The organism is Bacillus altaicus, assembly GCF_042136375.2.
In the GTDB taxonomy this organism is placed as follows: domain Bacteria; phylum Bacillota; class Bacilli; order Bacillales; family Bacillaceae_G; genus Bacillus_A; species Bacillus_A cereus_U.
The window spans coordinates 4,550,840-4,564,127 of record NZ_CM143394.1; the positions used below are offsets into that span (position 1 = coordinate 4,550,840).

Genomic DNA, 13,288 nt, shown 5'->3' on the forward strand with positions numbered 1-13,288 from the left:
AATAAATGTAGTAAATAGAACGAGTTAGAATTACTACTGTAAATTTGGTTTACTATATACATATACGACGGGCAAAGGAGATAGTACAATGCAGGCACCACCTTCTTTTTATGAAGGCGATACGTTAGAGGTCGCAAAGAAGTTACTCGGACATAAACTCGTTCATATTGTAGACGGCATAAAGCGAAGCGGAATTATTGTAGAAGTAGAAGCATACAAAGGTCCAGATGATAAGGCCGCTCATAGTTACGGAGGAAGACGGACTAATCGAACAGAAGTAATGTTCGGCGCACCAGGACATGCTTACGTATATTTAATTTACGGTATGTATCATTGCTTTAACGTAATTACAGCATCAATCGGCACCCCGCAAGGAGTTCTTATTCGTGCTCTTGAACCTGTAGACGGAATCGAAGACATGACACTAGCGCGCTACAACAAAACTGACATTACGAAAGCTCAGTATAAAAACTTAACAAATGGCCCCGGAAAACTATGCCGCGCACTCGGAATCACTTTAGAAGAGCGCGGCGTATCACTTCAAAATGATACGTTACATATTGAATTAGTTCCTGAAGAAGGCCATTTATCATCCACACATAACATACTAGCTGGTCCTCGTATTAATATTGATTATGCAGAAGAAGCCGTTCACTATCCATGGCGGTTTTATTATGAAAAGCATCCGTTTGTTTCAAAGTAAAGGAACTATCCTATAAGTTGGTTTCACTGACTTATAGGATAGCTCTTTTTTTGCATAAAAAAATCGCCCCACCCTGTATATTTACAAACGATCAAACCAATAGAAATACGAAGGCGGTTTCGTATTTCATCACACATCGAAAAGCCGAAATCCGGGATTGGATTTCGGTTTTGTATATATAGAAGGAACCATTTTCTCTCCAAAATTCCCAAATGCAGTTCACCTCCGAAGAGGAACCTAAAAAAATATTAATTTTTTTATGAATTTTTTAATGCATTGTAATTATCTAAATTGAATTTCGACATAATGAAAGTTCCTGTTGGAGTTAAAAGTTGAGAAATAGATTGTATGACATGAGGTAATTGCGCTGGCTCAATAGGATGTGATAGTAGAATGTACTGGAATTTTTCATCTGTAAATAACTCGTGTAACTTGTCATACTCACTAGAAGTTGTAGGACCTACCCTATTTGCAAGAGCTGCCGCTTTTTCATTAACTTCTGCACCGAATATGGAAACTGCCGGGTAACGCCTTTTCATTTCTAATAAAGTTGCACCACATCCAGCTCCTATATGAAGAATATTTACTTGATCAGGCGCAAATCGATCGACAATTGCTAGTAAATCATAATGAATGTATAAACTTTCACCATAAAATCCCCATTTTTCATACAATTTTATATTATTTGCATGTAAAACTATGGAAAAGTTAACACTGTCTTCTCTCCATGATACACTTCCATAGTGATGAATAAATGTATCTTTACATAAATACAATTTATATCCCTTTTCAAAAATTCTTAACGACAAATCATCATCTTCATAATTCCCCGGTGTAAATCGTTCATCTAATACTCCAACTTCATCTAACACTGATTTTTTTATAAGCATACAAAATCCTATTAATTTCATACGTTCTTCCCATTTATTTTTATCACTTTGATTATATAAAGTTGCAAAATTCTGCATCCCTTGAATATCCTTATAAAAGGTTGGTATAGCAGTATAGTAAGCAGCATTATTCGTTACGGGCCCTACAGCTCCAGTATCTTCGTTTTCATACAAACACCGAATTAAGTTTCTTAACCAATTTTTAGTTACGACCACATCATTATTTAACAATAGAATATTATCACCTTTTGCCTCTTTAATTCCCTGGTTGCATCCCTTTGGAAAACCCATATTTTCCGCATTTTCCACTAGTATAATATCCGATTGTTTTTGTAACCATTCTACAGTACCGTCTGTTGATGCATTATCCACAACTATTAACTCATACTCTTGTTCCACTGTATACGTTCTAATACTTTGGATACATTCTTTTGTGTATTGTAATTGATTATGAGTTAATATAATTATACTTGTGAGCATGAATCAGACTCCTCTCAGCAACCGAAATAATTATCTAGTATTATTAAATACTATTTTTTGAATAAACCATCAAAATATTTTCTATTATATTCAATACTTGGATTATTAGGTATGAACTGTGCAGCTTGTTCGTTGTGATAAATTGCCTTTTCATATTCTTTTATTCGATCATAACAAATACATAGTTGAATATGCGGCAACCATGTATGACACTCTTCCCGGACAAATGGAGAATCTTTTGACCTTGGTCCGTCAATTGCGGCATGGTACCAATATATTGCTTTGGCATATTCACTTTGTTGCAAAAATACACGTCCTAAGTGGCAACAAAGTTCTCCTCTAGGTGTGTCATACATAAATGATTGTAAACACGAATGTATAGATTTTTTTAAGTCCCCCAACTCTAAGTAACATTCGGCTCTTTTTAAACAAGCTTGAATATTATCTTCAACCCAACCCTTTTCTTCATCTAAAAACCTTGAATACCACTTAACAGCCTTATCATATAATCTGTGATCCTTACATTCATTTGCATAATAGTACACATCGCGGGGGCTAAACTCTTTTCCACTCTCAAGATGTTTTTCATATATTTTTAAATTACGATTAGTATATGCTTTTTCTTTTTTATGACTTACCCCTACATCACTATTTATAAGATTTCCATACACCTCTAAATATTCATGAACAAATCCATACCATTGAAAATTTTTACTTCTGTTGACTAATCGATATCTCCTTAAAGAATGCGTTGGATTTCCTTCTATATCAAAAGTTAAATAATATTTCATAGATACTGCATCCGTACTACGATCTAATGTATGTTTTAACTGTAGCAATTTCTTTCCATCATCCGTACCTATTATGTCATCTGCGTCTAGCCAAAGAATATATTCTTTTGTAGCTTTAGAAAATGCAAAATTTCGTGCCGCTGAAAAATCTTCAATCCATTGAAAATCATAAACTTTCGCATCGTACTTCTTCACAATCTCTTTTGTAGCATCTGTTGAACCTGTATCTACAATAATAATTTCATCCACAACACTTTTGACCGATTCTAAGCATTTTGATATAGCCTGTTCTTCATCTTTTACAATCATGCATAAACTAATAGTAATTGAGTTTTCCATCATATCCCCCCTACCCTTTTGATGTATATGTTTGGAGAGAAATTTATATTTCTTTTGCTTCAAAATTGGGGTTTCATTTTACAAATTAAACATAATGAGGCCTGCAGTGAAATTAGAGAGGGGAATTTCACGAGAAGATTGCGAACCAATGATAAAAACCGAAGCCTGAACAAGACTTCGGTTCTTTATATAGAGAATACATAATTTCGATTCCTTTTTACTCCGCACCTTCCGCGGCCGCAATATCATTCTCTAAGTTTTCTCTTGATAATTCAGCTGCCATAAAATCAGCTGTTTCAGGAAGTGCTAAATGCATATGAGCTTTTTGACAAATTTGTATCGTACAGTTTTCTACAACATAGTCGAAAACATGTCCGCCCCCGCTTCTTTCATCATCAATGTAATGTAAGTGGAAACCAGCTACACCAATACCTTGCGCGTAATCTGGTGTCCAAAATCCAGCTAGCGTACCTTCTGTATCTTTAAATGAAAAGATCGGTTGTGATTTCGTCACTTCAACGAGCGGCGTATACGGTTTTTCTTGTCTTGGAACAGTTCTCGTTCTTACTTCACGGAACGTACCATCCATTCGAATCGCATAAAATAAGTTTTTACTTGGCATTAATTCATGTAATAACGCTTCAACTTCTTCACGATTCATCGGACGCTCTACCGTATAACTCATTTCTTTTTCAAAAAACGTTACAGTCGCAAAAGGTGTTGTTTCTTCCGGTTCTACTTTTTCCGCTGAACCGTCTGAACGTAAATGATAAAATTCATTATCAAATGCAATCATTTCACCATCTAATTGATCAAATGTGCCGATGCCGAAATCACCACGTTCTTTTAGTTCCTCAAAGTTAATAACACCATCATATATACCATCTAATAGTGCAAGCATTGTAGATGTTTGATATACTTCATTATTCGTTTTCGTTCTTTTTGCATCAATATCAATTAATTGCGCAACAGTCATCTCACTCATGCCCCCATTAGTTTAATTGGTTTGGTAATAGTTTCTCGCTTAATTTAATGTTGTCACGATAGTCAATTGGAATATCAATAATGACCGGACCGTCTGCTGCTAGTGCGGATTTCAATACATCTTCCAGTTCATCTGGAGTATGAACGCGAAGACCTGTCGCACCGAAACTTTCTGCATATTTCACAATATCAACATCACCGAACTCTGTAGCTGATGTTCTACCGTATTTCATCATTTGCTGGAATGCAACCATATCATACGTACCGTCTCTCCAAACAAGATGTACAATCGGTGCATTTAAACGTACCGCTGTTTCTAATTCCATCGCTGAGAATAAGAAACCACCATCACCTGACACTGAGACTACTTTTTTACCCGGTTCTACTAAAGTAGCTGCAATTGCCCAAGGAAGTGCAACACCTAGCGTTTGCATACCGTTACTAAATAATAATCTGCGTGGTTCATAAGAACGGAAACATCTTGCCATCCAAATATAATGGGAACCGATGTCACACGTAACAGTTGTATCGTCATCAATTAAAGAGCGAAGTGTACGAATGACTTGAAGTGGATGCGTAACACATTCTGAAGCACGGTTTGGAACTTCTGCTTGCTCTGATAATTTTGCGCGTAATCGCTCTAAAACTGCTTCTGATTTCGTATTTAATACAAGCTTCGGTAATTTCTCCGCAATGCCATTTACAGTTAAAGCGATATCACCAATTAATTCACGCTCTGGTTGGTAATCATGATCGATATCCGCTTGGTGGTCATCAAGATGAATAATCATTCTGTCTCCAAGTTTATTCCAGAATTTCGGATCATACTCAATTGGGTCATAACCGATAGAAATAACAAGATCCGCTTCCTCTAGTAAAATATCACCTGGTTGGTTACGGAATAATCCAACGCGGCCGAAGAAATGCTCTTCTAACTCACGTGAAATCGCGCCAGCTGCTTGATATGTTTCAACAACAGGAAGTTCTGTATCAGCAATTAATTCACGAACCGCTTTCGTTACTTCATTCGTGCTCGCTCTCATACCGAGTAAAATAACTGGTAATTTCGCTGATTTTATTTTTTCTACTACATATGTAATCTCATGTGTGGGAGCGATTCCAAGCTGTGGCTTAGAAAGCGCACCGATAGACCCTACAGTCGTTTCCGCAGTCATAACGTCTTGCGGAAGACTTACTAAAGTTGCTCCCGGATTTGTAGAAGTCGCACTTCGAAATGCATTACTTAATGCTTCTGGCACATTATCTGGATGCTCTACTTCTACGCTATATTTTGTGATTGGTTCGAATAGTGCAGCATTATCCATAGATTGATGCGTACGTTTTAAGCGATCAGTACGCGGAACCGCACCAGCTAAAGCAACAACGGGATCACTCTCCGCATTCGCAGTAACAAGACCTGTCGCTAAATTCGATGTCCCTGGTCCTGAAGTTACAAGACATACGCCTGGTTTCCCTGTTAATCTACCAATAGCAGCTGCCATAAAAGCTGCGTTTTGTTCATGACGACAAACAATTAACTCTGGTCCTCTTTCTTGCAGTACATCAAATACAGAGTCAATCTTCGCTCCTGGAATACCGAAAACATGTGTAACACCTTGTTTAATTAAACAATCAACAACAAGATCTGCTCCTTTTGTTTTTGTCTTCACGTCGTTTGCTTTTACACCTGTACTCAAACTAATCATCCCTTTATTTCATAATGTGTGTAATAAAGATTTTTAATTTCACCTAGTTAATTAATGTGGTGAAGTATCGTTTATCATTATATTACAAATGCATTATTTTTCCAATGATATGAATTTGACAGTATTTTGACAATAAGAATAGTATGCGCTTACAAAATTTATTTATCTTAAAATATCATCCTCTAGAAATATACTTTATATTCACTCATGTTGCTTACTCTTTTATTTCTATCAGCTTGTTCAAACAGCGCACAATCTAACGAAGAAAACGATTTACAATCTATTAAAGATGTTACTATTAAAATTCCAGAAACTATATTCACTTCCTCAAAGAAAAATGAAACGATTAATGAAGATGAAATGAAACAAAGTATAAAAAGTTATTTAGATTATACCGGAGAGCTATTTGAAAACATCGTTCCACTTTCTTCAAGTATGTCTGACGAGAGTGTCACTGAATCCGATCGAGAGAAATTACAAAAAACCTTCGAAAGAAATCTATGAATTTAATTCATCGTCTACGGCACTTTCAGTAGAACTAGATCAGGAACTAGAAAAACTCGCTCAAGATGGTAACTTATTCAGGACTGATTTTTCTTTTACAAAACGCTTTGAGAAAGTTAATGGTAGAAAGCAAAAAGAAATTGAAAAGTTTTTGAAGGAAAAACATATTAGAAATGAGTATTTCAACAAGTAATGATATATGTAAAAGAGAAATTGAAAGATACATCATATATCCCCTTCAAAATAGTCACTAACACATGGCTATTTTGAAGGGGATTTTTTTGTGGAAGGACTATCAAATTTCCTACACAAAAAAAACGCCCCATACTAGGAGCGTCTTCCACTATTACGCTTGTTGTTGCGCGCTATATAATTCTTCAAGTGGCTGCATAATGATTTTGTTAACGTCAGTGATAACGATGTTTAAACGTTGCTCAGTTTCCATTAACTTTGTGATTTTAGCATCTTGTTGAATGCGAGCTACAACTTCTTGTGCTTTTTGGTTATCTTCTTCAGTGATTTCTTGGCCTTGCATCATTTTTTGTTGTAAGCCAAGTTGCATCGTACGGAACTCTTCAAATAAGTTCTTTGACTCTGCATCTCCTTGTACTGCTGCGTAGCTTGCTTTTAATGTTTGGAAATCTTCGTTTTCAGCGATTGCTTTTTGTAATTCATATGCAACATCATGAATGTTTTTTGTCATTTTATTTTTCCTCCTTTAGAAGGCTAGCACTTTTCATGCGCACTGCCTTTTACGTGCCTTTACATAGGCACCTCTTCTTACCATATCAAACTATGCAAGAGATGTGAAGAAATTTCACTTTATTTCTATGTATTCGCTTTTATTACCTAAGGAACAGAAGTAACAACCCTTGCATAAGTCCAATCATTCCGCCTAATAATGCACCTAAATACGTAATCATTTTCAACTCATTTTTTGTAATGGACAATACGAGATCTTCTAGTCTCTCTGTTGAAAATGTAGATACTTCTTGCTGGACAATTTCCGCAAGGTGTAGATTGTTTAGTATGCTCGCTACATTTTCTGTTCCCCACTTCAAGCCTTTCGTTACTGCACTTGGAACTACTTTTTCAATAACTGTTTCTCGAACTGGTTCACATACTTGCTGCACAGACTGATTTAAAAATCTACTCACCGTTTCCTTTACTTTAACAGCTGACAATATGGAACTCACAATCATTTCTTTCTCTACAAACGTTTCTAATTCTTGTACGTCTCTTCCTTTTAACTTTTCCCATTCTTTTTGCAGTACATCAGTTAAAAGCCGCTCTGTTTCGTCTTGTCCTAAAAACTTAATTACTTCCGGCTGCACACGATCCACTAAACTTACATTTCCTAAAAACATACCGACTAAATTAAGCAGCGTTCCGCGAGAAGCGAAAAAGTCATCGATCATTTTTGAAAGGCGTGCCTTTCCTTCTTCACTTTCAAAAAAGCGAATTCCTCTTTTCAAAATAAAAGATGCTACATTTGGAATCGCATTCTCTACTTTTTCATGAACAGAATGAGGTAAAGCCTGTTCCCATGTATATGTATAGTACTCTGCTAAAAATGCATGAATTTTTTCTGTAATAACATGTTCGATTTTTTGAGTCGCCTCTTCTTCTACATGTGTTAAATTCCATTTTTCTAACATATCCCGTAACGATTGTTCATTCGTAATTACTTTATCAACTTCCACTTGTGTCCAGCGAATTAAACTGGCTTGAAACTCTTCATTTGTTAATTTCTTTCCGATTCCTTCTGGTGTTAACAAATGTTCTACAACCATTTTCCCTAATTGAACAGCAAGCTCATCACGACGCTTCGGAATTAACCCTGGCGTAAATGGAACTTGAAACTTCCCAATATAAATAGGACGATGAGGACGGAATAACATTTTTATTGCTAAATGATTCGTGTACCCTCCAATAATCGCCCCGAGTCCTGTCGTTGTTAGCATATTCAACCATATATTCATCATAATCAACCTTTCACTTCTCCAAAACTATAGCATATCATCATACGGACAAAAGTATAATGGTATAAAAACGTATTTGCAATATATAGCTTCGTCTATTATGCAAACATCTTATTACTAAAGGAGTGATTTCGTTGGTTCTTGGTCTTTTAACTTCTAAATTTCATCACGAGCAAATGTATTACACCGAAATCGCTAAGCGAGCTCGTCTTTATCATAACGTCGTTGCCCAATTCACACCGTTTAGCATTGATTCAAGGACAGATCTTGTTTCTGGTCTTATTTACGATACAGATACAGGAAATTGGATAGATCAAACCTTTCCCATTCCTTCATATATATATGATCGCTGTCATTTCAAGGAGGATAAAGAATTCCAACAAGCAAAATCGATTATTCATTCATTACGCAAACGTTCCTCGACTACTTTTTTAAATAACACTCTCATTAATCCAAGTAATTTACACAATCTTTTTCTTACTAATAAACGTCTTTCCCCTTACATTCCAAAAATAAAAAAAGGAACGGTCCAAGGAATTTTCAAATTACTACTAGAAACAAGAGATATTGTTATACGTCCTCTCAATATACACTCTACTGAAAATTTATATCGAGTCACTTACAAACATAAAACATTTCATATCGATACAATAAATGAACAGCATTGTACTTCTACTCAATTCAAACGGACAGATGAATTTATATCATGGTGCAAATCGAACGTGCACTCATCCCATTATATGATCCATCCAATGTTACAACCTCCAAATCAACTATCATATCCAATTCATATTCGAACCATTATGCAAAAAAACAAAGAACAGAATTGGGAAGTACTCGGTCAATTCATACAAAAGTCTTCATTCCCAGCGCAATTTTTACTTTCAGTAACAGAGCGGTCCATGTTACATCCATTTTCCAAAATTAAATATTTGCTTTCTTCAACTGGTGTTCAATTATTGAAAGATGCTTTACATGATGTTGTAAATGAAGTGTTTAAAACACTCGATCAGTCCTATTCGTCATTATTTGAATTAGAGCTTTCTACCATTATGGATCAAAAAGGTGCCATTTGGCTTATGTACGTCAATACGATGCCGTCTTACGAAGTTTATACTAGGTACAACGACGAACTGGCTGAACAAATTTTTCATGGTCCATTAAAGTTTAGCCGATTTACACCATAACGAAAGGAGGAAATCCCCGTTGAAAGAGCACATATATACATTAAGTATTTCAGATGAGAATCCAAATAGTATTACTTTACCTTACGTTTTTTCTATTACACCACCAATTACATCCCTTTCCTTTGGCTTACGTTATATTACATGTGAGAATATTAAAATTCATTATTCATTCACTCGAGAAATCATTATTGGAGAACAAATTGCAGCTAAACTTTTACTACCGCATTCAGCAACAATCCATGCCTTCATACAAAATCAAACCATTGTTTTCGGTCCATTAATCGGGATTTTCACAACTGGCTTTAACGATGATTCTAATTCTCCTTTAGGAAATCGTTCCATCTCTCTCGGTGAGCTACTAACACCACCATTCACATTGCAGCCATTTGTATTTGTCTTTGGCATTCAACATATAAACTGGGAAGAGGAAACCATTGAAGGGTACTTCTTTCAAGAAAGCAAATGGGTAAAAAACAAAGTCCCTTTACCAAATGTCATTTACGACCGTTTACCAAATCGGCAAGCAGAAAATTACAAACCTATCGTAAGAGCAAAAAAACGATTAGAAAGCGACTATGCGATTCCGTGGTTTAATCCGGGATTTTTCAATAAATGGGAAGTGCATCAACTTTTAATGAAAGAAGATTCAATTAAACAATTCTTACCACATACAGAAGTATTTCAACATTTTGAACAAGTAGAACGACTTCTCGGTACGTATAAGTACATTTATATGAAACCAATACATGGTAGCTTCGGAAGAAATATTCATCAAATACTCTATTCTCAAACTGATAATTGCTACTATTGTCGTTATCGTGAAAATGAACAAAACAAACTAAGAAAGTATCAATCATTAGAAGCCCTTCTTAACCATGTGTTAAAAGGACATGATTTAAAAAAGTTTATCGTACAACAAGGTATCTCACTGCTCCGCTTCGAAGGGCAACCCGTCGATTTTCGCATTCACACAAATAAAAACCATTTTGGTAATTGGGTAGTCAGTGCAATCGTCGCAAAAATCGCCGGCAAAGGGAGCTTAACAACTCATGTAAATAGCGGTGGTGATACGAAATTACTTCAGGAACTGTTTCCTGATTCAACAAAGCAAGTTCAAATTGAAAATAAACTAAAACAAACAGCCTTACAAATCAGTTATGCACTCGACCAACAAGTAACCGGGAACATTGGAGAAATTGGTTTTGACATTGGTTTAGACAACGCGGAAAATCCGTGGCTATTTGAAGCAAATTCTAAACCGGGGCGAACTGTATTCCAAGATGAAAAGTTAAAAGAACAAAGTGAACTTACGCGCCAATTATTTTATGAATATGCCATCTATTTAACTGAACATTCTTTGTGCGGTCCGAAAGAAAAAACATCTCAAATCCAATCGAATACTGCACCTAACACCGGGAATATCCCGTCCCCTATGATTAACTCGCAAATACAAAAACTTCCACCTCACTCATAAGGTGGAAGTTTTCTATTTATCCCGCTATTCGCCGGGCAGTAAAACTCCCACCTCAAAATTCGGCTGGAGCAAAGAAATTAGGCGGGAGCCCTGCTGCCCGTAAACGCCCGATTGGTGAAGGCTGATAATCAGTGGGGGATGAACAAAACCCCCACTGATTAAAGTTTCACTTTATACAAACTTCACTACAACTTCCGTTTCCACATTACATACTCCGCAATAAAAAATATGATTGCAGTACTCATTTGAATTATTATGTGTTAAACCGTCTACCGCACTTAATAATTCCTGATCCATATATGCACTGTAATCATCTATGTAATCTACAGCTTTCCCATAATCTTGGAGTATTCCTTGGCAATTTTGACAAGAATATGTTTGTGATTCTAGCGCGTTGCAAAGCGGGCAAATTCCCATCGTGATTCCTCCATACGTTGTCGTTTAAAAGCCTGTAAAAAACCCTCTTTTTTTAGATAGAAGAGAGCATCTAGCCGTGCATAGGAGCGGTCAGTTCCTTTTCCTACCCCATCCCGAGTTAAAACAGAACTATTCAGTTGCTACCGTTTAATTTTCATTTTACTAAGCTGGAATTTTTCTCACTTTAATTATATTTTCGTTTAAAAGCCTCTCTTTTTTAGATGGACGAGAGCATCTAGCCGTGCATAGGAGCGGTCAGTTCCTTTTCCTACCCCATCCCGAGTTAAAACAGAACTATTCAGTTGCTACCGTTTAATTTTCATTTTACTAAGCTCGAATTTTTCTCACTTTAATTATATTTTCGTTTAAAAGCCTCTTTTTTCAGATGGGAGAGGGCATCTAGCCGTGCGTAGACGCGGTCAGTTCCTTTTCCTGCCCCATCCCGGATTAAAACAGAACTATGCAGTTGATACCGATTTAATTTTCATTTTACTAAGCTGGAATTTTTCTCACTTTAACAAATCATAAGTTGAGTAAGCCAAGCTGGTTATACAAAGAAAAAACGCATATGATTTTGCTCTTAGTTTAGCCTTCTTTCTAAAAAATACAACGATTATTCTTATTTCATAATTTACGAAATGATGAAATATTTTTTACAAAATTTACAAATTATTATTTTGTATATCTTTCTAGGTAACATCCATACTATGAGTACAAACTTAATTACCGATGGATTAGCGCCAACGGGGCGATAATCTGGTTCAAATCCAGCTAGTCCAACCAAAAAAACTTTTATAACTCTAAGGAGGATATATTCCTATGGCAAACCAAAGTTCTTACAATCAATTAGTAGTACCAGGTGCAACAGCAGCAATCGATCAAATGAAGTACGAAATCGCTCAAGAATTTGGTGTACAATTAGGAGCAGATTCTACGGCTCGCGCTAACGGTTCTGTTGGTGGAGAAATTACAAAACGTTTAGTTGCAATGGCTGAGCAAAGCCTTGGCGGATTCCAAAAATAAATATATATGGCAAAAAGGTCTCAGGGCATATGCCCTGAGACCTTCCTTAATTTACTGCAACATTTGTAAAAACTTCTTCGTTCGTTCTTCTTTTGGATTTGTAAATACATCTTCCGGTGTACCTTGTTCGACAACGACACCGCCATCCATGAAAATAACACGGTTCGCAATTTGATGAGCAAAGCGCATTTCATGCGTTACAATGACCATCGTCATTCCTTCTTTAGCAAGTTCTTTCATAACCTTTAAAACTTCTTGAACTAGCTCAGGATCAAGTGCTGACGTTGGCTCATCAAATAGTAAAACTTCAGGCTCCATCGCAAGCGCACGAGCGATTCCAACGCGCTGTTGTTGTCCACCTGATAATTGGAACGGATATAAGTCTACTTTATCCGCAAGACCAACTTTTTCAAGGACATAGTTTGCTTTTTTCTTCGCTTCTTCTTTCCCCATCTTTTTCACTGTAACGAGCCCTTCCATTACATTTTGAAGTGCTGTTAAATGAGGAAATAGATTATGTTGCTGGAATACCATACCTGTTTGCGTACGAAGATTTACAATATCTTTCTTCAATACTTTTTTAGAGAAATCGAGCTCTTTATTGCCGATGCGAATGTTACCAGCGTTCGGCGTTTCTAACACGTTGAGGCAACGTAAGAATGTCGTTTTACCCGACCCAGATGGCCCGATAATAACAACTACTTCACCCTTCTCAACTGATAAGTCTATATGTTTTAGTACGGTATTATCTCCGAAACTTTTTTGTAAATGTTGAATTGAAATCATAAAAACAAAAACTCCTTTTATG

At 36.2% G+C, this 13,288-nt stretch carries 12 protein-coding genes and 1 pseudogene; 5 read left to right on the plus strand and 8 right to left on the minus strand.

Going from position 1 to position 13,288, the window contains the following annotated elements:
* Nucleotides 1-88: 88 nt before the first annotated feature.
* Nucleotides 89-703 carry a DNA-3-methyladenine glycosylase gene (locus ACE38F_RS23530; protein ID WP_341307574.1) on the plus strand — a complete coding sequence of 205 codons (615 nt, stop codon included), beginning with the start codon at nucleotides 89-91 and terminating at the stop codon, nucleotides 701-703.
* A gap of 257 nt (nucleotides 704-960) precedes the next feature.
* On the opposite strand, the gene ACE38F_RS23535 is transcribed toward ACE38F_RS23530, so the two are convergent.
* The 4 genes from ACE38F_RS23535 to alsS all read right to left on the minus strand — a co-directional run bounded on the left by ACE38F_RS23535 (nucleotide 961) and on the right by alsS (nucleotide 5,884).
* Nucleotides 961-2,073, minus strand: a complete 1,113-nt coding sequence (locus ACE38F_RS23535) for a glycosyltransferase (protein WP_375371157.1) — start codon at nucleotides 2,071-2,073, stop codon at nucleotides 961-963.
* A 50-nt stretch (nucleotides 2,074-2,123) separates the two neighbouring features.
* Nucleotides 2,124-3,203 (minus strand): tetratricopeptide repeat-containing glycosyltransferase family 2 protein, encoded by a 1,080-nt coding sequence (locus tag ACE38F_RS23540; RefSeq protein WP_341307576.1) that lies wholly within the window; start codon nucleotides 3,201-3,203, stop codon nucleotides 2,124-2,126.
* Nucleotides 3,204-3,420: 217 nt separating this feature from the next.
* Nucleotides 3,421-4,179, minus strand: coding sequence for an alpha-acetolactate decarboxylase (gene alsD / locus ACE38F_RS23545; protein ID WP_375371156.1), 759 nt, complete (start codon nucleotides 4,177-4,179; stop codon nucleotides 3,421-3,423).
* Nucleotides 4,180-4,195: 16 nt separating this feature from the next.
* Nucleotides 4,196-5,884, minus strand: coding sequence for an acetolactate synthase AlsS (alsS, locus tag ACE38F_RS23550; protein WP_375371155.1), 1,689 nt, complete (start codon nucleotides 5,882-5,884; stop codon nucleotides 4,196-4,198).
* 216 nt (nucleotides 5,885-6,100) lie between these two features.
* Between alsS and ACE38F_RS23555 the strand changes: the two are divergent.
* Nucleotides 6,101-6,524, plus strand: a pseudogene (locus tag ACE38F_RS23555) (NDxxF motif lipoprotein); the annotation flags it as partial.
* Nucleotides 6,525-6,743: 219 nt separating this feature from the next.
* Here the strand turns inward: ACE38F_RS23555 and ACE38F_RS23560 are convergent.
* Together ACE38F_RS23560 and ACE38F_RS23565 are read right to left on the minus strand one after the other, a co-directional pair.
* Nucleotides 6,744-7,100 (minus strand): YlbF/YmcA family competence regulator, encoded by a 357-nt coding sequence (locus ACE38F_RS23560; RefSeq protein WP_002159128.1) that lies wholly within the window; start codon nucleotides 7,098-7,100, stop codon nucleotides 6,744-6,746.
* 142 nt (nucleotides 7,101-7,242) lie between these two features.
* Nucleotides 7,243-8,388 carry a DUF445 domain-containing protein gene (locus tag ACE38F_RS23565; RefSeq protein WP_341307582.1) on the minus strand — a complete coding sequence of 382 codons (1,146 nt, stop codon included), beginning with the start codon at nucleotides 8,386-8,388 and terminating at the stop codon, nucleotides 7,243-7,245.
* A gap of 125 nt (nucleotides 8,389-8,513) precedes the next feature.
* Between ACE38F_RS23565 and ACE38F_RS23570 the strand changes: the two genes are divergently transcribed.
* Nucleotides 8,514-9,566: a YheC/YheD family protein gene (locus tag ACE38F_RS23570; RefSeq protein ID WP_375371154.1), complete on the plus strand. Its 1,053-nt coding sequence runs from the start codon at nucleotides 8,514-8,516 to the stop codon at nucleotides 9,564-9,566.
* Between the two features lie 19 nt (nucleotides 9,567-9,585).
* Complete coding sequence (locus ACE38F_RS23575) at nucleotides 9,586-11,040, plus strand: YheC/YheD family endospore coat-associated protein (RefSeq protein ID WP_341307584.1); 1,455 nt, start codon at nucleotides 9,586-9,588, stop codon at nucleotides 11,038-11,040.
* Nucleotides 11,041-11,211: 171 nt separating this feature from the next.
* Here the strand turns inward: ACE38F_RS23575 and ACE38F_RS23580 are convergent, their stop codons facing one another.
* Nucleotides 11,212-11,457: a hypothetical protein gene (locus ACE38F_RS23580; RefSeq protein ID WP_002159132.1), complete on the minus strand. Its 246-nt coding sequence runs from the start codon at nucleotides 11,455-11,457 to the stop codon at nucleotides 11,212-11,214.
* An 819-nt stretch (nucleotides 11,458-12,276) separates the two neighbouring features.
* Here ACE38F_RS23580 and sasP point away from each other — a divergent pair.
* Complete coding sequence (gene sasP, locus ACE38F_RS23585) at nucleotides 12,277-12,480, plus strand: small acid-soluble spore protein, SasP family (protein WP_000013349.1); 204 nt, start codon at nucleotides 12,277-12,279, stop codon at nucleotides 12,478-12,480.
* A 51-nt stretch (nucleotides 12,481-12,531) separates the two neighbouring features.
* Here sasP and ACE38F_RS23590 read toward each other — a convergent pair whose 3' ends face one another.
* Nucleotides 12,532-13,266, minus strand: a complete 735-nt coding sequence (locus ACE38F_RS23590; protein WP_215555365.1) for an amino acid ABC transporter ATP-binding protein — start codon at nucleotides 13,264-13,266, stop codon at nucleotides 12,532-12,534.
* Nucleotides 13,267-13,288: the final 22 nt, after the last annotated feature.

Excerpts from the sequence above, each read along its gene's own strand:
- ACE38F_RS23560 (WP_002159128.1), bottom strand. The coding sequence starts at position 7,100 with ATGACAAAAAACATTCATGATGTTGCATATGAATTACAAAAAGCAATC.
- alsD (WP_375371156.1), bottom strand. The coding sequence starts at position 4,179 with ATGACTGTTGCGCAATTAATTGATATTGATGCAAAAAGAACGAAAACG.
- ACE38F_RS23535 (WP_375371157.1), bottom strand. The coding sequence starts at position 2,073 with ATGCTCACAAGTATAATTATATTAACTCATAATCAATTACAATACACA.
- sasP (WP_000013349.1), top strand. The coding sequence starts at position 12,277 with ATGGCAAACCAAAGTTCTTACAATCAATTAGTAGTACCAGGTGCAACA.
- ACE38F_RS23590 (WP_215555365.1), bottom strand. The coding sequence starts at position 13,266 with ATGATTTCAATTCAACATTTACAAAAAAGTTTCGGAGATAATACCGTA.
- ACE38F_RS23580 (WP_002159132.1), bottom strand. The coding sequence starts at position 11,457 with ATGGGAATTTGCCCGCTTTGCAACGCGCTAGAATCACAAACATATTCT.
- ACE38F_RS23540 (WP_341307576.1), bottom strand. The coding sequence starts at position 3,203 with ATGGAAAACTCAATTACTATTAGTTTATGCATGATTGTAAAAGATGAA.
- ACE38F_RS23530 (WP_341307574.1), top strand. The coding sequence starts at position 89 with ATGCAGGCACCACCTTCTTTTTATGAAGGCGATACGTTAGAGGTCGCA.